General features: G+C 61.2%; 22 protein-coding genes. 19 read left to right on the top strand and 3 right to left on the bottom strand.

Annotated elements, in window-relative coordinates:
* The first annotated feature begins 50 nt into the window (after window positions 1-50).
* Both AD659_RS12605 and AD659_RS12610 read left to right on the top strand, forming a co-directional pair.
* A complete protein-coding gene (locus tag AD659_RS12605; protein WP_053121637.1) occupies window positions 51-737 on the top strand; it encodes a cysteine hydrolase family protein in 687 nt (228 codons plus the stop codon).
* A complete protein-coding gene (locus AD659_RS12610; RefSeq protein WP_053122484.1) occupies window positions 737-2098 on the top strand; it encodes a purine-cytosine permease family protein in 1362 nt (453 codons plus the stop codon). Before AD659_RS12605 ends, AD659_RS12610 begins: the two co-directional genes overlap by 1 nt.
* A 191-nt stretch (window positions 2099-2289) precedes the next feature.
* Here the strand turns inward: AD659_RS12610 and AD659_RS30365 are convergent, their stop codons facing one another.
* The 3 genes from AD659_RS30365 to AD659_RS12620 form a co-directional block, all read right to left on the bottom strand.
* On the bottom strand, window positions 2290-2424 hold the full coding sequence (locus AD659_RS30365) for a hypothetical protein (protein ID WP_269457823.1): 135 nt from the start codon (window positions 2422-2424) through the stop codon (window positions 2290-2292).
* Window positions 2421-3578 carry an alpha/beta hydrolase family protein gene (locus tag AD659_RS12615; RefSeq protein ID WP_053121642.1) on the bottom strand — a complete coding sequence of 386 codons (1158 nt, stop codon included), beginning with the start codon at window positions 3576-3578 and terminating at the stop codon, window positions 2421-2423. The genes AD659_RS30365 and AD659_RS12615 overlap by 4 nt, the downstream gene beginning before the upstream one ends.
* Window positions 3579-3797: 219 nt before the next feature.
* Entirely contained in the window at window positions 3798-4709 is a 912-nt protein-coding gene (locus AD659_RS12620) for a LysR family transcriptional regulator (RefSeq protein WP_053121644.1), read from the bottom strand.
* Between the two features lie 326 nt (window positions 4710-5035).
* Here AD659_RS12620 and AD659_RS12625 point away from each other — a divergent pair, with 326 nt between their 5' ends.
* The 17 genes from AD659_RS12625 (at window position 5036) to AD659_RS12705 (ending at window position 24065) form a co-directional block, all read left to right on the top strand.
* Complete coding sequence (locus tag AD659_RS12625) at window positions 5036-5974, top strand: VOC family protein (RefSeq protein ID WP_053121646.1); 939 nt, start codon at window positions 5036-5038, stop codon at window positions 5972-5974.
* A 15-nt stretch (window positions 5975-5989) separates the two neighbouring features.
* Window positions 5990-6352 (top strand): Rieske (2Fe-2S) protein, encoded by a 363-nt coding sequence (locus AD659_RS12630; protein ID WP_053121648.1) that lies wholly within the window; start codon window positions 5990-5992, stop codon window positions 6350-6352.
* A 178-nt stretch (window positions 6353-6530) separates the two neighbouring features.
* Window positions 6531-7655, top strand: coding sequence for an FAD-dependent oxidoreductase (locus AD659_RS12635; RefSeq protein WP_053121650.1), 1125 nt, complete (start codon window positions 6531-6533; stop codon window positions 7653-7655).
* A 128-nt stretch (window positions 7656-7783) separates the two neighbouring features.
* Complete coding sequence (locus tag AD659_RS12640; protein ID WP_053121652.1) at window positions 7784-9463, top strand: DUF1302 domain-containing protein; 1680 nt, start codon at window positions 7784-7786, stop codon at window positions 9461-9463.
* Between the two features lie 12 nt (window positions 9464-9475).
* Window positions 9476-10840 (top strand): DUF1329 domain-containing protein, encoded by a 1365-nt coding sequence (locus AD659_RS12645; protein WP_053121654.1) that lies wholly within the window; start codon window positions 9476-9478, stop codon window positions 10838-10840.
* Window positions 10841-10911: 71 nt separating this feature from the next.
* Window positions 10912-12015, top strand: coding sequence for a WD40/YVTN/BNR-like repeat-containing protein (locus tag AD659_RS12650; protein WP_053121656.1), 1104 nt, complete (start codon window positions 10912-10914; stop codon window positions 12013-12015).
* Window positions 12016-12019: 4 nt separating this feature from the next.
* Window positions 12020-14551 (top strand): efflux RND transporter permease subunit, encoded by a 2532-nt coding sequence (locus tag AD659_RS12655; RefSeq protein ID WP_053121658.1) that lies wholly within the window; start codon window positions 12020-12022, stop codon window positions 14549-14551.
* A gap of 126 nt (window positions 14552-14677) precedes the next feature.
* A complete protein-coding gene (locus tag AD659_RS12660) occupies window positions 14678-15880 on the top strand; it encodes an MFS transporter (protein ID WP_053121659.1) in 1203 nt (400 codons plus the stop codon).
* A gap of 48 nt (window positions 15881-15928) precedes the next feature.
* The gene (locus AD659_RS12665) at window positions 15929-17002 is read left to right on the top strand and encodes an aromatic ring-hydroxylating oxygenase subunit alpha (RefSeq protein WP_053121661.1); all 1074 of its coding nucleotides are present in this window, start codon (window positions 15929-15931) and stop codon (window positions 17000-17002) included.
* Window positions 16999-18042 (top strand): aromatic ring-hydroxylating oxygenase subunit alpha, encoded by a 1044-nt coding sequence (locus AD659_RS12670; protein WP_053121663.1) that lies wholly within the window; start codon window positions 16999-17001, stop codon window positions 18040-18042. Before AD659_RS12665 ends, AD659_RS12670 begins: the two co-directional genes overlap by 4 nt.
* Window positions 18042-18995, top strand: a complete 954-nt coding sequence (locus AD659_RS12675) for a PDR/VanB family oxidoreductase (RefSeq protein ID WP_053121665.1) — start codon at window positions 18042-18044, stop codon at window positions 18993-18995. Before AD659_RS12670 ends, AD659_RS12675 begins: the two co-directional genes overlap by 1 nt.
* A 63-nt stretch (window positions 18996-19058) precedes the next feature.
* Window positions 19059-19631: a cupin domain-containing protein gene (locus AD659_RS12680; protein ID WP_053121667.1), complete on the top strand. Its 573-nt coding sequence runs from the start codon at window positions 19059-19061 to the stop codon at window positions 19629-19631.
* Entirely contained in the window at window positions 19628-20620 is a 993-nt protein-coding gene (locus tag AD659_RS12685; protein WP_053121669.1) for a fumarylacetoacetate hydrolase family protein, read from the top strand. The genes AD659_RS12680 and AD659_RS12685 overlap by 4 nt, the downstream gene beginning before the upstream one ends.
* Window positions 20611-21618 (top strand): NAD-dependent epimerase/dehydratase family protein, encoded by a 1008-nt coding sequence (locus tag AD659_RS12690; RefSeq protein WP_053121671.1) that lies wholly within the window; start codon window positions 20611-20613, stop codon window positions 21616-21618. The genes AD659_RS12685 and AD659_RS12690 overlap by 10 nt, the downstream gene beginning before the upstream one ends.
* Window positions 21605-22390, top strand: a complete 786-nt coding sequence (locus AD659_RS12695) for a cyclase family protein (protein ID WP_053121673.1) — start codon at window positions 21605-21607, stop codon at window positions 22388-22390. The genes AD659_RS12690 and AD659_RS12695 overlap by 14 nt, the downstream gene beginning before the upstream one ends.
* The gene (locus tag AD659_RS12700) at window positions 22387-23118 is read left to right on the top strand and encodes a FadR/GntR family transcriptional regulator (RefSeq protein WP_053121675.1); all 732 of its coding nucleotides are present in this window, start codon (window positions 22387-22389) and stop codon (window positions 23116-23118) included. Before AD659_RS12695 ends, AD659_RS12700 begins: the two co-directional genes overlap by 4 nt.
* Window positions 23115-24065, top strand: a complete 951-nt coding sequence (locus AD659_RS12705; RefSeq protein WP_082343551.1) for a LysR family transcriptional regulator — start codon at window positions 23115-23117, stop codon at window positions 24063-24065. The genes AD659_RS12700 and AD659_RS12705 overlap by 4 nt, the downstream gene beginning before the upstream one ends.
* Window positions 24066-24077 lie beyond the last annotated feature (12 nt).

The raw sequence follows: 24077 nt of genomic DNA on the forward strand, positions 1-24077 counted from the left end.
CAGCGAGCCTCACAGCTATCGCCTGGTGCTTCGCAATTGGAAGAAACCTGATGACCCAAGACACGGCTTTGCTCGTGATCGACCTTCAGAAAGAAGACGGCTTCCCTCTGGAGCGGTTCGATCACGTCATTGAAAACGCAACAGCGCTGGTTGATTGCGCTCGAAAAAACAACATCCCTCTGTTCTACACCCGTCATGTCAACGATGCCCAAGGTCTCGGCTTGGCGCTGGGCGAGCCCGTAGATGCCGAGGGCAAACCGACCAGCTATCGCGCAGGTACATCTGCCATAGAGATCATCGACGCGTTAGCCCCACAAACCGGTGACGTTGTCATTGATAAGCAACGCTACAGTGCCTTCCACGGCACTCGGCTGACTCCGATGCTGAGGGAGCGCGGCATCAAGCATCTCGTGGTGATGGGCGTACTGACTGACGTCTGCGTGATGAGTAGTCTGTTCGATGCCTATCAGTACGACTTCCACTTGAGCCTCGTGGCCGACGCTTGTACGGCTACGACTACCGCAGCCCATTACTCGGCCTTGTTTATTGTCTCCAACTGGCTTTACGGACTGGACATGCTCTCTACCGAACAGCTGTTGCGGCGCTGGGCGGGCGAGCCAGCACCTTCACTTCGCACGATGGAGCCAGACCACCTTGCCTTCCAGCCAGAAGAGTTTATGCAAGCTATCGCGCGCCTGGAAAATTGCCTCGTTGCCAAGACAGAGCGGAGAGCATGATGAACGTAGAAAAAAGAAGCATCGATTTCATTCCAGAAACCGAACGTCACGGCGAACCCCGTTCTCTGTTCTTCGTGTGGTTTGGGGCCAACGCCAACATCACCACGGTTGCGGCCGGGGTGCTGCCGGTCAGCCTGGGGCTGAACCTGTTCTGGAGCGCTTTGTCGATCCTGCTCGGCTCCCTAATCGGCGCGGTATTCATGGCTTCGCATTCTGCACAGGGGCCGAGGTTGGGCATCCCGCAGATGATCCAGAGCCGTGCGCAGTTTGGGGTATTTGGAGCCATTGTTCCGCTGCTGTTCGTAATGCTCATTTACTTAGGGTTTTTTGTCAGTAATACGTTGTTGGCCACCCAAGCAGTCGCCGCCTCAAGCCCCCTCAGCAGTGAGGCAAACATTGTGCTGCTTGGTTTGCTCTGCTTTCTGGTAGCCCTGTTTGGCTACAAGCTCATCCACCGCCTGCAAAAAATGCTGTCGTTGGTTTCGGTTGTTTTTTTCGGGATCGCGACCCTGTTCGCCCTTGCGCTGCCAATAGATGCGCAACAATGGACGACGCAGGGCTTCAACTTGGCGAGCTTCCTCGCTTCAGTGAGCATTGCGGTGACTTGGCAATTGTCCTATGCCCCTTATGTGGCTGACTATTCTCGCTATTTGCCTACCCATACTTCCGCGCGCCAGGTCTTCTGGTACAGCTATACGGGGACGGTCATTGGTGGAAGTTGGATGATGCTGCTGGGGGCGATATTGACCAAGGGCGTCACAGGTTTTTCAGATAATGTTGGCCTTCATTTGCTTAGCGTTCTAGGGGGTGGGAGTTTGCTGGCCGTGGCATTCGTGCTCTATGGTCAGATCGCTATCAACGTGTTCAACCTCTATGGAGCCTTTATGTCGACGGTTACCGTTATCGAGCCCTTTGCTGCGCTCAAGGTCACTGCGAAGGTGCGCGCCAGCTTTATGCTAATTATCTGTGCCGTTGCCACTGCGTTATGCACCATGGCCCAGGATGACTTCATTCAGTTTTTTCTGAATTTCATCTTTTTCATGAGCTACTTTCTCATCCCATGGACGGCAATAAACCTGGTCGACTACTACGCGCTACGCAAAGGCGTATACAAGATTGCCGATATCTTTGACCCCTCGGGCATTTACGGTCGGGTGAACTGGATCGCTATCGGGGTGTTCCTCGCGACCATCGTGCTAGAAATTCCATTCATGAATACTTCCCTTTACGTCGGCCCCATCGCCTCCGCCCTGCAAGGGATCGATTTGGCGTGGGTTGTTGGTCTGCTGTTTCCAGCATGCGCTTACTACGGATTAATGAGTCGGCGCGGTCTCGTGGTGATCAAGCCAACAAAAGCATGATCTTTGAGCGGGAGATCGCTCAGATCAAAACACTGATCAGGCTGCGCTGAAGGGAGTGCTTGGATGTGATCTTTGTGACTGAGCAACCGAGATAGTCGTATCTATCCACTCGATAGCTGTCCCATCATGCTGTGTGCTTCCCCAGCTGGCCGTTGCGAAGATTTTGCGGCAGGCCAGACGGGGAAGCTTTTTTAACGGTAGTGGCGGGTCATCGATTCCAGAGCGATAGGCGCTGCCCGGCACAGAAGCATTTCCGCAACGATGAGCAGCTCCGTACGTTTCTTTTCCGCAACGAGCGTTTGCTCAAGTTTGAAACGAATAGTCATGCAGTACGACCACCGAGTACCTCAGCCACCCAGTCGGCGATGTACTGGCCGGCATTGATACTGTTGTCGAAGCTCGAATGCTGCACGCCGCCCTCACGTTCGGTGAAGATTTTCAGTTCGCGTTTGGGGCTGTTGACCAACTGTTCGTAAGTGCGGTGGGCCCACTTCAATGGAATCTGCGAATCCTTTTCTCCGTGGGTGACCAGGAAGGGCACCTTGATGCGGTCCAGGATGCCGTCCAGATGAACGTTCTCGGCGATGGTCATGAACTCGTCCGTGTCCTTGGCACCCCAGACCCAAGACACATGCGACCAATAATGCGGCACCGGGAAGCTGCCTTCCTTTTCCATTCGACGTTTCTGTACATCACGCCAATCATGGTTGGCCCCCCACACGACGCCGCACGCGAAGCGTGGCTCGAAGGCTACCGCGCGCGGGCAGTAGTAGCCTCCAAGCGACACACCTTCCAGGCCGATGCGTTTGGCGTCGACATCGTCGTGGATTTCCAGCCAATCCACCACGCGGCTGGCCCAATGCTCACTGTCGAAACGCGCAGTCAGATTATGTAGCCGGAGCGCTTCGCCCGTCCCGGGTTGGTCGATGATCAACGATGACACGCCACGTTTGGCCAGCCAGGCGGGCAGGCCGACGCGGTATTTCATTTCTTTGGTGGAATCCAGTCCATTGACCTGCACCAGGATCGGCGCTGGACCGCTGACGCCTTCGGCACGGACCAGCAGACCGGAAAGGTGTTTGCCTTCGTAAGGGATTTCAACGCGCTCGCAATTTTCCCGTGCCAGTTCGATACTCCGTTGGAAGGTGTGCAGAAAGCGCTGGTACAGCTCCGTGCGGCCCGGTGCACCGTGGGCCTGCAGGCGTTCGCAGCTCAGGTAATAGGTCGCGGCGCGGTTGTATTTTTCACCGGCAGACAACAGTCGACCCTTGCCTTCGTCTTCTTCCGCCAGGCCGCACAGCTTGTCGGCCATGTTCGCCCAGGTTTCACGGAAGGCTTTGCTGCCGGCGGCATCCGGCTGTTTGGCGGCTTCTTGCAGCGGCGCGCACATTTCCTCGATTTCGCCGATGCGGGCGCCCATTTCAATGGCCAGGTCGACGGAAAGATTCCACACGTAGTTGGTCGGGAAGTAGCGAAACATGATTGTTATTGTCCTTGTGCAAGCAAAGGCAGGCGGCCAAATCCGGAGCGGGGTACGCCAGACCTGACGGTTCGAAGCAGGCTAAGGGGAGGCCCATTGTTTGGCCAATCGCGAGTCAGGATGGGAGGTATTGCGAACGGCGATAGGGCGCATATGCGCCATTGGCTTGAGTCTCGGCGCGCGCATGAATCCTGGCTCGCCGCCGAGCAGCGGGAGCGACTACTGCTCCAGCTCGTTGATGATCTGACTGATTTTCGCCCGCAGCCAACGGTGCATCGGATCTCCTTCCATGGTTCGGTGCCAGAGCATGAACTCACGCATCACCGGGATTTTCACCGGAGGCTGCAAGATGCGCAGCGGCAGGTAGTTGGCGTAGAGCCTGGCCATGCGCTGGAGCATGGTGGCGACACGTTGGGTGCCGACAATCAACTGCGGCAGGGTGTTGAAGTCATGGGTCACCACTTCCATGCGACGCGTGAAGCCGTATTGGCTCATCAACCACTCTTCGACGCTCAGTTGCCGGTTGCGGCCAAAAATCACCGAGACATGGCCCATCTCGATGTACTGATCGAGGGTGATGCTGTCGCCCACCTGGGTGTTGCCGTCCCACACCACGCAAACGTGTTCTTCTTCGAACAGCAATTGGGATGGGTGGCCTTCGATGAGGTAGCGCTCAGGCACGATCATCATGTCGGCCTCGCCGCGCATCAGCATCTCGGTGGTCGTGTCGCCGGGGCCCAGCAGTTCGAAGGTGATGTGCGGGGCTTCCAGGGAGATCTTCTGGATTACCCGGGCAAACAGGACGCTGATCAGATAGTCCGAAGTGATCAGGCGAAAATGGCGCTTGCTGGTGGCGGGGTCGAACACCGGTTTGGCGGTGATCGAGGACTGGATCGTCAGCAGCACCTGGCGCACGGGGGCCGCCAGTTCGCGGGCATAGGGCGTGGGCTGCATCTTGCGCCCGACCTGCGCCAGCAGTTCGTCTTCGAAGTAGAGGCGCAGCCTGCCCAGCACGCCGCTGGTGGCGGATTGGGTCATGTGCAGGCGTTCGGCGGCGCGGGTGATGTTCTGCTCTTCCAGTAACACATCCAGCGCCACGAGGAGGTTGAGATCCAGGTGGTTAAAACGCATGGCGGTCTCGACTTTTGTATTTATTTTGTAAATACCTTCCGGTCTTCCTATCGCGGCGTCAAGTCCCGTGAATGGATGAATCGAACGACGCCTGGTTCGATTTTCCATGTCAGTTGCGCCGCGCAGCCAGGTATCGCATTTGCCGATAGGTCGCATCCCGACAAGCGATTAGTCAGTGAGTTTTTGCCCCTTCAGTATCGGCCCACAGTCGGTTGGCGTGACGCTTCATCGACTTCAAGACCCGCCTCGGCAGCGCTCCGCCTGGCACGGTTCCCGTAAGCGGGGTGCTGGCCTGCGCTGAATAATTACAATGGAGTGGTAACTCAATGAACATCATTGGCCTTGATGCCTTGATTTTTGGCGTCGACGATATTCAAGCCTGTACGCATTGCCTGCGTGACTACGGCCTGCGCCCTGTCGATGTCGACAGCGAGGGCGGTCGTTTTGAAGCCCTCGACGGCACGGCGGTGATTATCCGTCATGCAGACGATGCTCGTTTGCCGGTGGCCATCGGGCCTGCTCCCTCGATTCGGGAAACCGTTTATGGCGTGGCCGGCGTGGCTGACCTCGAGGCCATCGCCGATGAGTTGGGGCGCGACCGCCCGGTGACCCGCGGTGCCGATGGTTCCGTGCACAGCGTGGACGATATGGGCTTTGCCATTGGTTTCCAGATCAGCGTGCGGCGTGCGTACAGCGCGCCCGCCGACTTGACCAACGCACCGGGCCATGTCCCCCAGCGGCCGGTCAACCAGCCGGGCATCAGCCCCGATATGCAGGCTTTGCCGCGTACCCTGTCCCACGTGGTGTATTTCGTGCCGGATGCAGCCAAGGCCGAGGTTTTTTACCAGCGCCTGGGCTTCGTGACCACCGACACCTTTGTCGGCGCGGGCCCGTTCATGCGGCCGGCCGGTTCCGATGACCATCACTGCCTGTTCATGATCCAGACGCCGCCACACATGAAGGGTTGCGAGCATTTCACCTTTCACATGGGCAGCGGCACGGAAGTCCTGCTGGCCGGACGTCGCTTCGAGCAGCAAGGCTGGACCAGCTTCTGGGGGCCGGGCCGTCACCTCTTCGGTTCCAACTGGTTCTGGTATTTCAACAGCCCGTTGGGTTGCCACATCGAATACGACGCCGATATGGACAAGCACGATGACGCTTGGCAAGCGCGCCAGGCGCCGTTGTCGGCGGATAACTCGCAATTGTTCCTGTTCACCTCCCGGGAAAAGTGGTTCCCGAGCGGCCCGCCGCCCAAGCAGGCCTGAGTGTGGAGGTTGTCCATGAGTCACGAGGCCCTGGTGCTCTGTCGCCTGGATGAACTGGTGGAAGGGCAGGCCCGCGGGTTCGATCCCCTGGGCACGGGGAAGGACAGTGTGTTCGCCCTGCGCCATGACGGCGAAGTGCGGGTCTATCGCAACAGCTGTCCGCACCTGGAGGTGCGCCTGGAGTACCGCAAGGATCGTTTTCTCAGCGTCGATGGCCGCCAGATCGTCTGTTACGCCCATGGTGCCCGGTTCCTTCCGGACAGTGGTCTGTGCGTCTACGGGCCGTGCCTGGGGGACAGCCTGAGCGCATTGCAATGGCATGCAGAGGCCGATTGGCTGGTGCTCGAAGCGGATCAGTTGGAGGCGTATGCATCCTGATTAACGTATCGCGGTAGCTGATACATCGTATCCCTACATGCGATTAGTCAAACGCCTGCTTTGCCGAGAAAGTGAACACAACGCGGTAGCGAATGCGTGCAGACACAGCCGGTGGTGAAGCCTGGGATCGCTCCGGCAGAACGCTAGCGTGAATAACAAGAATAAGAGTGAGACGAGCATGAACGCAGTGAAAAAGGTGCTTATCGTCGGTGGTGGTATCGGTGGTCTATGTGCGGCAATCGCTTTGCGTCGCCAGGACATCGAAGTCGATCTTGTCGAGCTCAAGACGCAGTGGACAGTCTATGGCGTTGGCATCATCCAGCAGAGTAACGTCGTCCGTGAGATGGCCAAGCTGGGTGTGTTGGACGGCTATTTGGATGCCGCCTACGCGTTCGAGGATGTGACCATCAATACCACCGCCGGTGAACAACTGGCGAGAATTCCCGGCCAGCGCCTGGCGGGGCCCGAGTATCCAGCCAACGTCGGCATCTCGCGCCTGGCCCTGCATCAAGTCCTCAGCGAAACCGTTGCTGCCCTTGGCGTCTCGGTTCGTCTGGGCCTGAGTGTCGAGTCGCTGGAGCAGGTGGGCGAGGGTGTTGATGTGCTGTTCACCGATGCCAGTCGCGGTCGCTACGACCTGGTCGTCGGCGCCGATGGCCTGTACTCCCACCTGCGCGGTCTGCTGTTTGGCGAGCAGTACCTGCCGCGCTTCACCGGCCAATCGGTGTGGCGCTACAACTTTCCTCGTGCCGCTGGAATCGATCATCTGGCCACCTTCCAGGGACCCGCCGGCAATGCCGGGCTGGTGCCGCTGGGCCGTGACCAGATGTACCTGTTCGTGACCTCCCATGAACCCGCCAATCCCAGGATGGAGGCCGCCACGCTGGCGACCCAGATGCGCCAGCGCCTGAGTGGTTTCACCGGGCTGATCGGCGAACTGCGCGAGCAAATAACCGACAGCGACCAGGTGGTCTACAAGCCGCTGGAGGTGGTGTTCGTCAGCGAGCCCTGGTACCGCGGCCGTGTCGTGTTGATTGGCGACGCGGTGCATGCCACGACGCCGCACTTGGGCCAAGGGGCCGGCATGGCCATTGAAGATGCTGTCGTGCTTGGCGAAGAGTTGATCGCCGGCGGCAGCGTCGAACAGCAGCTCCAACGCTTTATGGCGCGCCGTTATGAGCGCTGCAAATTCATCAGCGACAGCTCGGTGCTGGCCGGTGACAAGGAAATGGCCCACGACAGCAGCTTCGACCGGATCGGCCTGGTCAGGCGGATGCTCGACGTCACGGCAGCGCCTATCTGAGGCGCCGGCAAAACTGAATTCGCTCTCCCATGGATGCTTCATGCCTGTGCAAGCTTGGCCCGGTTCGACTGCGGGCGCCGTTTCACCAGAAGAGCTGACATACAACAACAATAAAGAGGGTTACTTCGATGGCTACTCGCAAGTTCGCTGCGTCGCGGCGCGTCCCCTTCACCCTGACCCTTGCGGCCAGCCTGGGGCTTGGCGCTTCGGCTGCCCAGGCCTTTCAGATCGACACCGGCAATCCCGATCTCAGCTTGCGCTGGGACAACACGCTGAAGTACAGCGCGGCCTGGCGCCTGAAGGAGCCCAGCAGCAAGCTTAGCGAGGGGCAGACGGCGCTGAACCAGAATGATGGTGATCACAACTTCGGCAAGGGCCTGATCTCCAATCGCCTGGATATTCTTTCCGAACTGGACATCGGTTTTCACAACTTCGGTGCCCGTCTGAGCGGTGCGGCCTGGTACGACACTGTCTACCAGGACCGCAACGACAACAACGACGCGGCCAGTGCCAACCAGCGTTCGGTGGGTTTCAACGAGTTCACCAGTGATACCCGTCAACTGCACGGCGGTGACGGTGAACTGTTGGATGCGTTCGTCTACTGGAACGGTGAGCTGGCCGACCGTACCTTGTCGGTTCGCGCCGGGCGCCACGGCCTGATCTGGGGCGAGAGCCTGTTCTTCGGCGGCAACGGCATTGCCGGAGCCATGGCGCCGGTGGACGTGGTCAAGGCGCAATCGGTGCCCAACACCCAATTCAAGGAAATCACCCGGCCGGTCAACCAGCTCTCGACCGCCTACCAACTAACCGACGATGTGTCATTGGGCGCCTTCTACCAGTTGGAGTGGGAAGCCACCCGCTTGCCGGGCGCCGGTAGCTATTTCTCCACCAGCGATACCATCGGCGACGGCAATGAACGGCTGATCACCGGCGGGCCGTTCCCGGATTTCCTCGGCGGTAATGCCAACAGCCCGGCTGCGTTTTTCCATGGCAAGGACAAGAAAGCCAGGAGTTCAGGCCAGGGCGGCCTGCAGCTCAAGTACAACACCGGGACGACGGATTACGGCCTGTACGCACTCCAATATCACGAGAAAACGCCCACGTTGTATCTGAAACCGAATGCCACCGGGCCGAACTTCAGTACCGGGCAAGTCGGCGAATATTCCTGGGTCTACCCGGAAGACATCCGGGTCCTGGGCGCCAGTTTCGCGACCTCCGTGGACGAGTACAGCTTTGCCGGCGAGGCATCGATGCGCTGGAACATGCCGCTGGTGTCCAACGCCCAGACCGTCCTGCCGGGCGTCGAAGCGGACAACAACGATGACGCCCTGTACGCCGTTGGGCGCACGGCCCACGTCAACCTCAACGTCCTGGCATCGCTGGGCCCTTCCTTCGTCGCCAATGAAGCCAGCCTGGTAGGGGAGATCGCCTGGAACCGCCTGCTCGCCGTGACCAAGAATCGCGCCGCCCTGGATCCTAATGCCACCGATGACGGCCTGGGTTTGAAGTTGGTGTACACGCCCACTTATCGCCAGTTCTTCCCGGGCGTGGATATCAGTCTGCCGCTGGGCATCAGCTATTTCCCCATGGGCAAGTCGGCTGTGATCAGCGGGTTCGGGCCCGACCGGGGCGGGGACATGAACATCGGCGTCTCTGCCACCTATCTGGACCAAGTGACCGTGGGGCTGACCTACACCCACTTCTACGGTCCCGAGGACACCAGCCTCAACGCCGCCAACCAGTTCAATTACAAGCAGTCGCTGAAGGATCGGGATTACCTGGCTTTCTCCGTCAAGACCACGTTCTAAGAGGATTTGCGCATGACCATTCAGTTCACTCTAAAGGCCTTGTGCTTAACCCTGCTGGCCGCTGCCGCGCCGATGGCCTTGGCCGCCAGCGCCGAACAAGCGGCCGCGCTGGGCAAGACCCTGACGCCCTTCGGTGCCGAGAAAGCCGGCAATGCCGACGGCAGTATTCCGGCCTGGGACGGTGGCTACACCAAGGTTGATCCAGGTTACGTCCCGGGCGGCAAACGCAGCGATCCATTTGCTGCGGACAAACCCTTGTACAGCATCACCGCCCAGAACCTGGCCAAGTACGCCGACAAACTCAGCGACGGCACCAAGGAGCTGTTCAAGCGTTTTCCGGACACCTATCGCATCGATGTCTATCCGACCCGGCGCACGGCGGCCGCGCCGCAATGGGTCTATGACAACACGTTCAAGAATGCGACCCGCGCCAAACTGGTCGACAGCAGCGCCGGACTGATCCCCGACGGTGCCTATGGCGGGATCCCGTTCCCGATTCCACAGAATGGTACCGAAGCCATCTGGAACCATGTGCTGAACTGGCGCGGCACTTCGGTGGCGGGGCACTTTCGCCACTATCTGATGACCGCTGACGGCAACCAGGTGATGACCAGCGACGGCCTGTTGACCCAGGAAATGCCCTACTACTTCCAGGAGGGCGGCCCTGAGAACTATTCGGGCGACTACTGGCAGGTGCACTTTGTCAATCTCGGCCCGGCGATTCGTGCCGGCGAGCAGATCCTGGGGCGTGAAAACATCAACGGTGACAAATCCCAGGCCCATGTCTACCTGAGCGGTCAACGCCGGGTACGCACGCTGCCCAACGCTTGCTGCGATACGCCGACGCCGTCCACCGCCGGGGTCATGTCCTTCGATGAGTTGAGTGTGTGGGGTGGTCGCACGGACCGGTTCGACTGGAAACTGGTGGGCAAGCAGGAGATGTATGTCCCCTACAACACCAACAAGGTGCAAAACGCTGCCCAGCCGCAGGACCTGCTGGGCAAGCACCATCTGAACCCGGACTACGTGCGCTGGGAATTGCACCGCGTCTGGGTGCTCGAATCGACGGTGGCCGCCGGCAAGCGCCACCAGTTGCCCAAGGGGCGTTACTACCTCGATGAAGACACTTGGCAAGCCCTGCTCGGCGACCGTTGGGATGCCAGCGGCCAACTGGCCAAGACCCTCTGGTCGCTGCCTTCCGTATTGCCCGACCTGCCTGGGCTGGTGCAACTCTCTTCAGGTTTTTATGACCTGACCTCCGGTGCGTGGTTTATCCAGAACCTCTATGCCGGGTTGCCGGATCAGTATCGCGCGGTCGAGCGCTACAAGTCCTCGGAGTTCTCGCCCGCGGCGATGGCGGGGCGTGGCGTGCGTTAGACCTGAGCCGAGAGTGAAGGGCAGGCCTGCCGGTCTGCCCTTGGGATACGAGTGTTTGTCCGAGGTAGATCATGAACAGAATCAGTCAGGCGAGCGCGTTGCTGTTGGCCTTGTATTTGCCCTTCGCCACGAGCGAGTGTCTGGCCGGGTCGGCTGCGGTGGGCGTGCCGCTCAATACCCCGGCCATGCGGGTACCGGCTGCGCAGAACGGCGTATTGATCGACCTGGCGCGTGCCGGCACACGCCTGGTGGCCGTGGGTGAGCGCGGCCTGGTGCTGTTCTCCGACGACAACGGGCAAAGCTGGCACCAGGCTTGGGTACCGATTTCGGTCAGCCTGACGGCCGTGCGGTTCGTGGATGCGCAAAAAGGTTGGGCGGTCGGCCACGCAGGCGTGGTGCTGGCGACGCTGGATGGTGGTGAGCATTGGACGCTGCAGCTCGACGGCGCGCGCGTGGCACAGCTGGAGCTGGACGCTGCCAAGACTGACCAGGCCACCGCCGCCGAGCCGGATGCCGCCCTGATCCGGGTACAAAATGCCGAGCGTCTGGTCGCCGATGGTCCAGACAAACCCTTTCTTGCACTGGAATTCGTCGACGCGCACCGCGGGCTGATCGTCGGTGCCTACGGTTTGGCGCTGCAGACCACCGATGGCGGTGCCACCTGGCACTCGCTGATGGGGCATATCGCCAATCCGAACGGCTTGCACCTGTACGCCATCAGTCGCCAGGGCACGCGTTGGTTCCTGGCTGGCGAGCAGGGTTACCTGGCGCGCTCGGACGACGACGCGGTTTCGTTCAGTCAGTTGGATAGCCCTTACGAAGGCAGCTTCTTCACCCTGCAGAGCCGTGCCGATGGCGCGCTGGTGGTCGCCGGCCTGAAGGGTAATGCCTTTGTCTCCCACGACGCTGGCGCACGTTTCCAGCGTCTGTCGGTTCACGTACCCGTCTCTTTCAACGACGCCACCCGTTTGGCCGACGGCCAACTGCTGCTGGTCAACCAGGGCGGCATGCTGTTTCGCAACAGCGAGCAGACCGGGGCGGCGCTGCTGCCATTGGGAACGCCCTTGGGCAAACCTGTTTCAAGTGTGATCGAGGCCGCCGACGGCAGCCTGATCGTTGCCGGTTTCACCGGGCTGCAGCGTCTCGCGCAGCCAGCCACTGCCGCTTCGGAGTGAGGTTATGACGTCCCCTGGTAATTTTTCCCCGTCTCGTGCAAGTACGTTCGATGACTTTGATCCGCGCTCAGGCTCGCTGCTCGAACGGGCATTGTTCAACCATCGGCTGTGGGTGTTGCTGCTGTGCCTGGCGACCACGCTGGTGCTGGGTTGGCAGTCCAGTCGTGTCGAGCTCAATGCCAGCTTCGAAAAAATGATTCCCACCCATCAGCCCTATATCGCCAACTACCTTGAGCACCAGCAGGAGTTGAGCGGGCTGGGGAATGCGGTGCGCATTGCAGTGGTCAACAAGCGGGGCGACATCTATGACAGCGCCTACCTCAAGACCCTGCAGGCGTTGAGCGACAAGATCTACCTGCTGCCAGGTGTCGACCGCGCCTACATGAAGTCGCTCTGGACGCCGGCCACGCGCTGGGTGGCGGTGACCGAGGCGGGGCTGGAAGGTGGGCCGGTCATTCCGGATAACTACGATGGCGGCGCCGCGAGCCTTGCGGCATTGCGACGTAATGTGCAGCTGTCCAACGAAATCGGCCAGCTGGTGGCGTTGGACCAGGCTTCGAGCATCATCCAGGTACCGCTGCTGCAGCGGACCCCGGATGGGCAGCCATTGGACTACACCCGGTTGTCGCAACAACTGGAGTCGCTGCGCAGCCAATACCAGAGCGACAGCATCGACATCCGCATCACCGGTTTCGCCAAGAAAGTCGGTGATCTGATTGCCGGTCTGCGGCAGATCCTGATCTTCTTCGCCGTGGCGATCCTGATCACCACCGTGGTGCTTTATTGGTACACCCGCTGCATTCGTAGCACCTTGCTGGTGGTGTTCTGCTCATTGGTGGCGGTGGTCTGGCAGCTCGGCCTGCTGCCGCTGCTGGACTATCAACTGGACCCCTATTCGGTGCTGGTTCCGTTCCTGGTGTTTGCCATTGGCATGAGCCATGGGGCGCAGAAGATGAACGGCATCATGCAGGACATCGGGCGCGGCATGCACCGGGTGGTCGCCGCACGCTTTACCTTCCGCCGCCTGTTCCTCGCCGGTCTCACCGCGCTGCTCTGTGATGCGGTGGGTTTCGCGGTGCTGATGATCATCAAGATCCAGGTGATCCAGGACCTGGCGATGATCGCCAGTATCGGCGTGGCCGTGCTGATCTTCACCAATTTGATCCTGCTCCCCATCTTGCTTTCGTACGTCGGGGTCAGCGTCCGCGCGGCGCGACTGAGCCTGAAAAGTGAGCACGCCGAACAAGCGGGCCAGCATCGCCATGGGTTCTGGCGTTTTCTCGACCTGTTCACCCAACGTCGCTGGGCGGCGTTGTGCATTGCCCTGAGCCTGGCGCTGGCGACGCTCGGGTTCGTGGTCAGTCTGCAATTGAAAGTCGGTGACCTGGATGCGGGCGCGCCCGAGCTGCGGGCCGACTCGCGCTACAACCAGGATGATGCATTCCTGACCCGGCATTACGGCGCCAGCAGCGATCTGTTCGCGGTCATGATCAAGACCCCCGCCAGCGCCTGTTCGCGCTATGACATCCTGAACAAGGTCGATGCCCTCGACTGGCAGTTGCGCACCTTGCCAGGAGTGGATTCGACCAATTCCCTGGCGTTGCTCAACCGCCGCATGCTGGTGGGCCTGAGCGAAGGCAGCCCGAAATGGTATGAGCTGCAGAACAACCAGGCGATGCTCAACATGGTCACCGCCGGGGCACCGCGCGGTTTGTACAACGAAGACTGCAGCCTGCTGACACTGTACGTCTACCTCTCCGACCACAAGGCGCAAACCTTGAGCCGCCTGGTGGATCACGTCGAGCAATTCGCCGCGGCGAACAATACCGATGACGTCCAGTTCCTCCTGGCCGCTGGCAATGCCGGGATCGAGGCCGCGACCAACATCGTCGTCAGGCAGGCCAACCGCGAAATGCTGTTCTGGGTCTACGGCGCGGTGATCCTGCTGTGCCTGATCACTTTCCGTTCCTGGCGCGCCACGATTTGCGCGGTGATTCCGCTGATGCTCACATCGATCCTTTGTGAGGCGCTGATGGTCTGGCTGAACATCGGCGTCAAGGTCGCGACCCTGCCGGTGATCGCCCTCGGCGTGGGCATCGGCGTCGACTACGCGCTGTACGTGATGAGCATCCTGCTCGGTCATATGCGCCAGGGCACAAGCTTGTCTGAGTCGTATTACCGGGCACTGCTGTCCACCGGCAAGGTGGTGATGCTGACTGGCGTGACCTTGGCGATCGGCGTGGCCACCTGGATGTTTTCGCCAATCAAGTTCCAGGCTGATATGGGCGTGCTGCTGGCCTTCATGTTCGTCTGGAACATGGTCGGCGCGCTGGTTCTATTGCCAGCCCTGGCTCACTTCCTGTTGCCGAGCAAGCGGGTGAGCGCGGGGTCGACCGAGGCCAGACCCAGCCACCCAATGAGCTTGCCGCTAATGCCGGCCGTAGCCGAGGAGGGGGCCTGTGTGAGGCACTCACTGCGCCTGACGTCGGGACACGATCAAACGACGACAGCGGCTGCTAACCCTGTCGCGTCATAACAACAAGAAAGGACTTTCCCATGTCTCGTGCATCTCTGTTCCAGCAGTCTCTATGGCTTGACCTTATCGCCGGCCTGAGCGCCTTCGGCATGGCGTTCTGCGCGACCCAACCACCGGAGGTGCGTGATGAACGTTGAACGTCAGGCGCAACTGCCGCAATCCTTGTTGCTGTTGCTCGGCAGTTGCCTGCCGGTACTTGGCGCGGTGCTGCTGGCGCCCGTCCTGCCGCGTATGCAGGAGCACTTCGCCGACACGCCGGGTGTGGCGGTGCTGGTGCCCATCGCCCTGACGCTGCCGGCGTTGATGATTGCGTTGTTGGCACCCGTGGCCGGGATCATCGCCGACCGGCTCGGGCGTAAGCCGTTGCTGATCGGTGCGATGTTGTTCTACACCATCTGTGGGGTCCTGCCGCTGTGGCTGGAGTCGCTGCAGGTCATCGTGATCAGCCGCGCCGGCATCGGGGTGGCCGAGGCGGCGATCATGACCTGTTGCACCACGATGATGGGCGACTACTACAGCGGCGCGCGGCGTGAACGCATGTTCGCCCTGCAAATGGTCGCGACGTCGTTGTCGGCGGCAATTTTCATTGCCGTCGGTGGCGTGCTCGGTGAGCACGGCTGGCGCACCCCGTTTGCCCTCTATGGGTTGGGGCTGGTGTTCCTGCCGCTGATGGCCTGGTTGCTCTGGGAGCCGCGTGGGCATGCAGCCATCGAGAAGAAGCCGGTGAGCAGGGCATTTCCCTGGCGCACCTTGGCACCGTTGTATGGCTTGTCTTTCCTGGCGGGCTTGAGCCTGTTCATCGTGCCGGTACAAGTCGGTTATCTGCTCAACCTGTTGCACGTCGAAGGGTCGCAGCAGATCGGTTTGACCATGGGCGCCAGTCAGTTCGGCGTGCTGGTCGGCGCCCTGAGCTTCCGTCTGTTCAGTGGTGTCCCAGCGCACCGGCAGATGCTCCTGGCCTTCGTCGCGGCCGGGATGGGTGGCGGGCTGCTGGCGGTGGCCGACAGTCACGGGCTGGTAGTGATCGCCGTTCTGATCAACGGCCTGGGCATCGGCCTGATGATGCCGACCCTGCTCACCTGGATCATGGCCCAGGTCGACTTCCAGCAACGCGGCCGCGCCGCCGGCGGCTTCACGGCGATGTTCTTCGCCGGTGAGTTCGCCAGCCCGCTGGTGGTGCTGGCGATCACCGGCGGGGTAATCGGCGCCTTGCCAGCCGCACTGGGCATCGTCGCGGGCGTTCAGCTGGTGGTAGCCCTGGCCTGTCTTCGGTTGCGAGGCAGCGGGGCTGCTTTTCCCACTGCGGTTGACGCAGACCCTGAGCACTGACCTGCCCATTCGACGTTTCATAAAAACAAGAACAACGAGGAGAACATCATGAGTTATTTGCTCAACACCTGGTACATCGCTGGATGGGCAGACGAGCTGGCGCAAGGTGGCATGCTGGGCAGAACCATCGTCGAGCAACCCATCGTGTTCTTTCGCGATAGCCAGGGTGTGATCCAGGCGCTCGCCGATCGTTGCCCGCACCGTTTTGCCCCGCTGCACATGGGCAAGATTGTCGGCGACAGCGTCCAGTGCCCGTACCACGGCCTGCGTTTCGATGGCAGTGGCCAATGCACGCACAATCCCCATGGCGAAGGAAACATCCCCAAGGCCGCCTGTGTTCGCGGTTTCGCGGCCGTTGAGCGCCACGGGGCGATCTGGGTCTGGCCGGGCGATCGTCACCTGGCCAGCGATGCCTTGATTCCTGATTTTTCCTTTTTCGAGCAGGCGCCCACCCATGCCAAAGGGCATGGGTATTTGCCGACCCGTGCGCACTACGAGTTGCTGTCCGACAACATCATGGACCTGAGCCATGTTGATTTCCTGCACCCGGATACGCTCGGTGGCGGGGCGTTGTCACACACCCGAGCCACCATCGAGGAATTGCCCAACGATCGCGTACGCATCAGTTGGTGGGCGCCGGACGATGTGCCCCCGCCGGCGTTCGGTGCCCACCTTGAAGATCCGAGCCGGGCAGACGTCTGGGCCGAAGTCATCTGGCACGCCCCGGGCCTGATGCTGCTGGGCAGTGGCGCCACGGCGCCAGGGCGCCCCAGGGACGAGGGACCGGTGACATGGAACCTGCACCTGATGACCCCGCAGGACGCGGCCAATACCCATTACTTCTTTGCCAATACGCGCAGTTTCGAGCAGGAAAATGCGCCGTTGAATGCCTTCGTCCAAGAGATGTTGATCGGTATTTTCGCCGGTGAAGACAAACCCATGGTCGAGGCTCAACAGCGCCAGATTGGTGAGGTTGAACTGCTTGGCCTCAACCCTGTGTTGCTGCCAGTCGATGCAGGGGCCGTGCGCTGTCGACGTGTTCTGCGTCGATTGATTGAAGCCGAGCGCGCGGAGACGCAAGCCAGTCGGTCAGCAAACTATGAAAAAGAGGAACTGCGATGAGCTTTCTACGCAACGTCTGGTACGCGGCCGCCTGGGGAAACGAGATCAAGGCTGGCGAGTTGTTCCAACGAACCTTGCTCAATGAACCCGTGGTGTTTTTTCGCGACACCCAAGGTAATGCCCAAGCCATTGCCGATCGCTGTCCCCACCGTTTCGCGCCCCTGGGCATGGGCATCCTCAAAGGCGATGCGGTGCGTTGTCCGTACCACGGCCTGGAATTCGATGGCAGCGGCACCTGTGTGCATAACCCTCACGGTGATGGTGCAATCCCCAAGGCGGCAAAGGTCAAGGCCTACCCGCTGGTTGAGCGCTACAGCCTGCTGTGGATCTGGATGGGCGATGCACAACTGGCCGATGCGACGCTGATTCCGGATTTCAGTTGCATGGATGAAGCCCATTGGTATGTCGGCAAACGCTACCTGCACGCGAGAGCCAACTACGTGCTGGAAACCGACAACATCATGGACCTGAGTCATATCGAATTTTTGCACCCGTCTACGTTGGGTGGCGATGGCGTCAAGAGCGCGTTGACCAGCGTGCAAGAGGAGGGCAACACCGTTTGGTCCAACCGCCAGACGGTTGCGGAAATCATGCCGGAGTTTCTCTACACCGCCTGGAACATTCCTCAGGGCACACCGGTGGACCGTTGGATCGATGTGCGTTGGGATGCTCCGGCGAACATGTTGTTGTTTTCCGGCGCCGTGGCGACCGGGCTCCCCAGGGATAAGGGCGTTTCCACACCGATTCCGCACTTGTTCACTCCAGAGACCGAGACCACGACTCACTACTGGTTCTCAGTCTGTTTCCCCAAGGCAATGGGCGAATTTGCCGAGAGATTCGCTGATGAGCAGGCGGCCGCGATCAGCCGACCCTTTGCCGATGAAGACTTGCCAATGCTCGAGGCGCAGCAGCGCATGATGGGCGCTGCATCGTTCTGGGACTTGAAGCCGGTCCTGCTGATCGGTGATGCGGGAGCAGTCCGCGCGCGGCGTGTCCTCGACCGCATGATTGCTGCCGAGCAGCCTGCGGGTGCCCAGTGATGATTGAAGTCATCGTCACTGGCAAGCGCCTCGAAGCCGAAGGTATCTACAGCTTCGAACTGGCCCCGGTCGAAGATTCCATGCTGCCTGCCTTCAGCGCTGGCTCGCATATCGACGTGCACCTGCCCAATGGCCTGGTGCGCCAGTACTCGCTGTGCAATCACCCGGAAGAACGCCACCGCTACCTGCTGGGGGTGTTGCTCGACCCAGCGTCTCGCGGCGGTTCGCAGGCCATGCACCAGCAAGTGCACGAAGGCAGCCGGCTGCGCATCAGCGAGCCACGCAATCTGTTCCCGCTTGAGCATGGGGCGGGGCACAGCGTGCTGTTCGCCGGCGGTATCGGCATCACGCCGATTCTCTGCATGGCCGAGCGCCTGGCGCGGATCGGCGCGCCTTTCGAGCTGCACTATTGCGGCCGCTCGGCCGGACGCATGGCCTTTATCGAGTACATCCGCCGTTCGACATTTGCCGATTGCGTGCAGGTTCATGTGGACGATGGCGAGGACGCCCAGCGTCTCGACGCCGTTCGGGTTTTATCCGGGCCAGCCGCCGACCGTCACCTGTACGTCTGTGGCCCTAACGGCTTCATGGAACACGTGCTCGGCACTGCGCGCGCGCAGGGCTGGGCCGAAGCGCAACTGCACCGTGAGTACTTTACCGCCGCCGCTGTCCCGGTGCGTGAGACGGGCGGGTTCGAGGTGCAACTGGCTAGCACCGGGCAGTGTTTCCAAGTACCGGCCACGCTCAGCGTCGCCCAGGTGTTGCTGGAGGCCGGCATCGACATCCCTTTGTCCTGCGAGCAGGGCATCTGTGGCACCTGCATCACACGTGTGCTGGACGGCGAGCCGGAGCATCGTGACATGTTCTTGACCGATGCCGAGCGAGCCCGCAACGACCAGTTCACGCCTTGCTGCTCCCGTGCGAGGAGCGTGCGGCTGGTGCTCGATCTCTAAGGTTTTCTCATGAATTCATCGTTACCCGCTGGCGCGTTTCGCCAACTGATTGAGGACTCGAACATGCAACAGCTTCCTGGTTTCAAACGCGTGGTCACCGGGCACGATGCCCAGGGCCAGGCGGTGGTCGCGCTCAGCGGACCGACGCCCAACAGCTTCCCGCTCAAGGCCGTACCCGGCACGGTTTTCCATGAGATCTGGAACAGTGGCGCGAGCCCGGCCGTGCTGGATAACGGCGAGGACCCCACCCGCAAACCGCTTCAATTGAGTCCGGCACCGCTGGGCAGTGTGATTCGCGTGGTGGATATCCCGCCCGACAGCGTGCAGAACCAAGTCAGCGCCGAGGATGCCGCGGCGGCCTTCGCCGAAATTGGCCAGGCCCATGCCGGCACGGGACAAGCAGATTCGAAACACAAGCTGATGCACCGCACCGAAACCCTCGATTACGGCGTGGTCACGGAGGGCGAGGTGTGGCTGGTGCTCGATGGCGAGGAGGTGCATCTCAAGCGCGGCGACATCGTCGTGCAGCGCGGCACCAATCATGCCTGGAGCAATCGCACCGAGCAGATGGCCCGCATGCTCTTCGTGCTGCTCGATGGTCGCTTCGCCCCCGAGCTGCAAGGAGAACCGGCATGAAGCTAAGTACCCTGAAAGATCACAGCCGAGACGGTCGCCTCTTGGTCGTGTCGCGCGACCTGGCCTGGGCGGTGGAGGCCAGCGATATCGCCACGACATTGCAGGAGGCCATCGAGCATTGGTCGAACGTCGAAACGGCCTTGCGCTTGCGGTATGACGCCTTGAACGAAGGCACGCTGGCCGGTGCCTTCGCCTTTGATCCGCGGCAAGCCGCCGCGCCCTTGCCACGTGCCTGGCAGTGGCTGGACGCCTCGACTTTCCTCAGTCATGGCGAGCGGATGCAGAAGGCGTTTGCGCTGGATCCGATCGAAGGCGTTGAACACACGCCGCTGATGTACCAGGGCTCTGGCGATGATTTTCTCGGCGCTCGCGATGACATTGTGCTGCCCAGTGAAACCCATGGTATCGATTTCGAAGGTGAGTTCGCGGTGTTGGTCGATGAGGTCCCCATGGGCTGCTCGGCGCAAGAGGCCGCCGACCATATCCGGCTCATCGTGCAAGTCAACGATGTCAGCTTGCGTGCGCTCGCCCCTCGGGAAATGAAGACCGGCTTCGGTTTTATCCAGGCCAAATCCTCGTCAAGTTTTGCCCCGGTGGCGATCACCCCCGACGAGTTGGGCGAGGCCTGGCGCGACGGGCGTGTGCACTTGCCGCTGAGGGTCGAATGGAATGGCCAGTGGTTCGGTCATGCCCACGGTGGCGCCATGCATTTCGGCTTTCATCAGTTGATCGCCCATGCGGCGCTGACCCGGCGACTCAGGGCCGGCTGCGTGATCGGTTCCGGCACCGTTTCCAATGCCGATCCCACGGTGGGCGCGGCCTGCATCGCCGAGCGTCGTGCCGTTGAGATGATTGAGCACGGCGCGCCACAGACGCCCTTCATGCGCTTTGGCGACCGCGTGCGCATGGAGGTCTTCGATCTGCAAGGGCAGTCGGTGTTCGGGGCGATAGACCAGTGCATCGTGCGCGGAGGCCTCCCATGCGCGTAATGATTACCGGGGCCAATGGTTTTGTCGGCCGGGCGTTGGTGAAACGATTGCTTCAAACCAATGAGTTGCGAGGCCGGTCGATCAGCGCGTTGATATTGCTGGACAAGGAATTGGTGGGGTTTGCTGAGGATAAGCGCCTGCGCCGGCATTGCGGCAGTGTCACCGATGCCGCGTTATTGCGCCGGGCCTTGGCCGATGGCATCGATGTGGTCTTTCACTTGGTCAGCATCCCGGGTGGCGCGGCCGAGCAGCATTATTCATTGGGCTATCAGGTCAACTTGCAGGCAAGCCTGGAGTTGCTTGACCAGTTGCGCGGACAGCCAGGCGTGCCGGTGCTGGTGTACGCCAGCAGCGTGGCGGTGTACGGCGGCGACCTGCCGGCTCGCATGGATGAGCGTGCCGTGCCGCACCCGCAGTTGAGTTACGGTGCGCACAAGGCGATGGTGGAAATGGCGATCAATGACCTTGCCCGACGGGGCGAGGTGGACGGTCGTGCCGTGCGCCTGCCCGGTATCGTCGCCCGTCCACGTGAACCCAATGGGCTGCGCTCGGCGTTCATGAGCGATCTACTTCACGCCTTCGCTCAAGGTGAACCGTATTGCTGCCCGGTGTCGCCGCAGGCGCGGGCGTGGTGGATGTCCGTGCGGTGTTGCGTGGATAACCTGCTGCGGGCCGCCGAATTGCCGGCGGCCGAGCTCGGCGCGTCACGTGTCTGGCAACTGCCGCTGTTGCACCTGTCCATTGCCCAGGTCATCGATGCCCTGGCCGCAGCCTACGGCCAAGAGCGTCGCGCGCTGGTCAACTTCGCACCGGATGCCAGCCTGCAAGCGTTGTTCGGCAGTTTCCCTGCGATGAAAACCCCTCAATCCCGTGCCCTCGGCTTTCGTCATGACGGTTCTGCCGGCGCCTTGATACGTAACAGTTTGAACACGGCTTCCCCGACGCGTCGTGCGCGTGGGCGGGTGGCGCTTGGAGTGAGCGAAAATGCAATCAACTAAACGCCGCCTGGTGGACCTGTCCGTCACCCTGGACAACAACCCCTACACCGATCCGCCGCCATTGCTGCCGAAAATCGACTACATGGACCATCAGCAAGGCTGGCCGGAGATGGCCGCGATGTTTCCCGGCCTGTCCAAGGCGCAATTGCCTGGCGACGAATCCTGGGCGGCCGAGCGCCTGCAGATCACCACGCACAGCGGTACGCACATGGACGCCCCTTGGCACTACGCCTCGACCACGGACGGTGGCAAGCCGGCGTTTGGCATCGACGAGTTGCCGCTGGACTGGTGCCTGCAACCCGGCGTCAAACTGGACTTTCGTCATTTGCCGGATGGCCATGTGGTCAGCGCTGCCCAAGTGCAAGCAGAGCTGGAGCGTATTGGCCATGTTCTGCGGCCGCTGGACATTGTCCTGGTCAATACCCGTGCCGGCGCGCTGTTTGGCCAGCCTGGGTACCTGGACGCGGGGGTTGGCATCGGCCGTGAGGCCACGTTGTACTTGTTGGAACGCGGCGTGCGCGTGGTGGGCACCGATGCCTGGAGCTGGGACGCGCCGTTCAAGTACACACGCGAACGCTTCGCCGCCACAGGCGACGCCTCGATCATCTGGGAAGGGCACAAGGCCGGACGCGACATCGGTTACGGCCAGATGGAGAAGCTGGCCAACCTGGAATGCCTGCCGGCCCATGGTTTCCAGGTGTCCTGCTTCCCCTACAAGATCAGGCACGCTTCGGCCGGTTTCGTCCGCGCCGTAGCGATTTTCGAGGAATGAACGTGCCGGCTGCCGGTGGGAAAAAGCGCGCTAGCCTGTCCCAGGGGCTTGAGGCGCTGCTGTCGGAGCACATTATCGAGGGACGGCTGCGTGGCGGTGAACAGTTGCCCACTGAGTCGGCCCTGATGCTGGAGCATGGCGTCAGCAGGACCGTGGTGCGCGAGGCCATGTCGCGTCTACAGGCCGCGGGAATGGTTGAGACACGCCACGGTATCGGGACCTTTGTATGCGGTAGCGCCCTGTCGTTGGGGGCCTTCATCGACCCGGAGACGATCGGTCTCATCACCGATTCGCTGGCGATCATGGAGTTTCGGATCGGTCTTGAGGTCGAAGCCGCCGGGCTCGCGGCCCAGCGACGCAACACGGATCAGTTGACGGGGTTGCGGGCACTTCTCGATCAGCTCGGGCAGCCGGATGTCAGCGTCAATGATCGGGCGGCGTTGGATTTTCAATTCCATTTGGGCATTGCCCAGGCGACCGGCAACCCCTACATCGCCAGCACACTGCTCAACCTGGGCGAGGTCATCATCCCCCGCAGCCGACTGGATTCCGCGCGTCTGTTTCACGATGAGCCTTTGCATTACGAACAGCGCATGCAAAGCGAGCACGAACAGATTTACCAGGCGATCTTCCAACAGGACGCTGAATGCGCGCGTGCTGCGATGCGCCTGCATCTCCAGGACAGTCGCGAATACTTGCACCAGGCCCGCCAAGAGTTGATGACATGACGGATAACCAGAGCTACCCGGTGCCGGACACGGCCACGCAGCCTACTGCCACGGCGCTCACCATCATCGATCCCCGCTGGACTTTGTTCGTCCGGGTCGTGGCGGCTGGCAGTCTCAGCAAAGCGGCCATACTGCTGGACATGCCGCAGTCCATGGTGAGTCGCAATATTGCCCTGCTCGAGTCGCAATGTGGCGAACGCCTGTTCCATCGCACCGGGCGCGGGGTGGTCCTGACCGAATTTGGCGAGCAGTTGCTGCCCTGTCTATCGGATCTTCTGGCGAACGCTGAAAGCCTTGCCGATGATATTCGAAACCTGCGTGGAAAGCCGGTGGGCGAGGTGGTCGTGGGCATGTTGCCCTCAGCGGTGCGTCGGTTTGCGGGAACGCTTTTTTCTGCGGTGCGCGCGCAAATGCCCGGGGTGAGGTTGCACCTGATCGAGGGCGCGAGCGCTCAACTTGAAGAGCAGTTGCACGATGGTCGCCTGGATATGGCGCTGGTGCTGCGCGAGAGCGAGGCAAGCATCGGCCAAGCCCATCTGTTGGCCAGGCTACCGCTGCATCTGGTAGGACCCGCCGCCGATCCTCTGTTCGGAAATCGAGACATTGCGCTGGAAAATCTATCGGGGTTGCCATTGGTCGTGCCAGGGCGACCGCATCTGCTGAGGGCCAGGCTCGATCACTTGGCCGCCGAGCAAAGCGTGGAGCTGTGCGTTGCCGTGGAAGCCGACTCCGTCCAACTCCAGTACGAAGTCGTGGCGGCCGGCGGCGGCTATGCGATTGCTTCTGTGCTGCCGGGCTCACTGGATCAACGACTGATGTCAGCGCGCATCGTCGAGCCGGTGCTTGAACGCTTTGTCGTGCTGGCCGAGTCGCCTCGTCGCCCCTTGACCCGTGCCTCCCGTGAAGTGCGACGGTTGATCTGCAGCCTGGCCATGCCATCGATTTAAGCGATAGCTGCT

This window comes from Pseudomonas thivervalensis (assembly GCF_001269655.1).
Taxonomy (GTDB): Bacteria; Pseudomonadota; Gammaproteobacteria; order Pseudomonadales; family Pseudomonadaceae; genus Aquipseudomonas; species Aquipseudomonas thivervalensis.

Bases quoted from the DNA above. Each gene is read 5' to 3' on its own strand.
- AD659_RS12690 (WP_053121671.1), top strand. From the start codon at position 20,611: ATGCGCGTAATGATTACCGGGGCCAATGGTTTTGTCGGCCGGGCGTTG.
- AD659_RS12635 (WP_053121650.1), top strand. From the start codon at position 6,531: ATGAACGCAGTGAAAAAGGTGCTTATCGTCGGTGGTGGTATCGGTGGT.
- AD659_RS12605 (WP_053121637.1), top strand. From the start codon at position 51: ATGACCCAAGACACGGCTTTGCTCGTGATCGACCTTCAGAAAGAAGAC.
- AD659_RS12640 (WP_053121652.1), top strand. From the start codon at position 7,784: ATGGCTACTCGCAAGTTCGCTGCGTCGCGGCGCGTCCCCTTCACCCTG.
- AD659_RS12655 (WP_053121658.1), top strand. From the start codon at position 12,020: ATGACGTCCCCTGGTAATTTTTCCCCGTCTCGTGCAAGTACGTTCGAT.
- AD659_RS12620 (WP_053121644.1), bottom strand. From the start codon at position 4,709: ATGCGTTTTAACCACCTGGATCTCAACCTCCTCGTGGCGCTGGATGTG.
- AD659_RS12645 (WP_053121654.1), top strand. From the start codon at position 9,476: ATGACCATTCAGTTCACTCTAAAGGCCTTGTGCTTAACCCTGCTGGCC.
- AD659_RS12650 (WP_053121656.1), top strand. From the start codon at position 10,912: ATGAACAGAATCAGTCAGGCGAGCGCGTTGCTGTTGGCCTTGTATTTG.
- AD659_RS12705 (WP_082343551.1), top strand. From the start codon at position 23,115: ATGACGGATAACCAGAGCTACCCGGTGCCGGACACGGCCACGCAGCCT.
- AD659_RS12670 (WP_053121663.1), top strand. From the start codon at position 16,999: ATGAGCTTTCTACGCAACGTCTGGTACGCGGCCGCCTGGGGAAACGAG.
- AD659_RS30365 (WP_269457823.1), bottom strand. From the start codon at position 2,424: ATGACTATTCGTTTCAAACTTGAGCAAACGCTCGTTGCGGAAAAGAAA.
- AD659_RS12625 (WP_053121646.1), top strand. From the start codon at position 5,036: ATGAACATCATTGGCCTTGATGCCTTGATTTTTGGCGTCGACGATATT.
- AD659_RS12615 (WP_053121642.1), bottom strand. From the start codon at position 3,578: ATGTTTCGCTACTTCCCGACCAACTACGTGTGGAATCTTTCCGTCGAC.
- AD659_RS12685 (WP_053121669.1), top strand. From the start codon at position 19,628: ATGAAGCTAAGTACCCTGAAAGATCACAGCCGAGACGGTCGCCTCTTG.
- AD659_RS12700 (WP_053121675.1), top strand. From the start codon at position 22,387: ATGAACGTGCCGGCTGCCGGTGGGAAAAAGCGCGCTAGCCTGTCCCAG.
- AD659_RS12665 (WP_053121661.1), top strand. From the start codon at position 15,929: ATGAGTTATTTGCTCAACACCTGGTACATCGCTGGATGGGCAGACGAG.
- AD659_RS12660 (WP_053121659.1), top strand. From the start codon at position 14,678: ATGAACGTTGAACGTCAGGCGCAACTGCCGCAATCCTTGTTGCTGTTG.
- AD659_RS12610 (WP_053122484.1), top strand. From the start codon at position 737: ATGAACGTAGAAAAAAGAAGCATCGATTTCATTCCAGAAACCGAACGT.
- AD659_RS12695 (WP_053121673.1), top strand. From the start codon at position 21,605: ATGCAATCAACTAAACGCCGCCTGGTGGACCTGTCCGTCACCCTGGAC.
- AD659_RS12675 (WP_053121665.1), top strand. From the start codon at position 18,042: ATGATTGAAGTCATCGTCACTGGCAAGCGCCTCGAAGCCGAAGGTATC.
- AD659_RS12680 (WP_053121667.1), top strand. From the start codon at position 19,059: ATGCAACAGCTTCCTGGTTTCAAACGCGTGGTCACCGGGCACGATGCC.
- AD659_RS12630 (WP_053121648.1), top strand. From the start codon at position 5,990: ATGAGTCACGAGGCCCTGGTGCTCTGTCGCCTGGATGAACTGGTGGAA.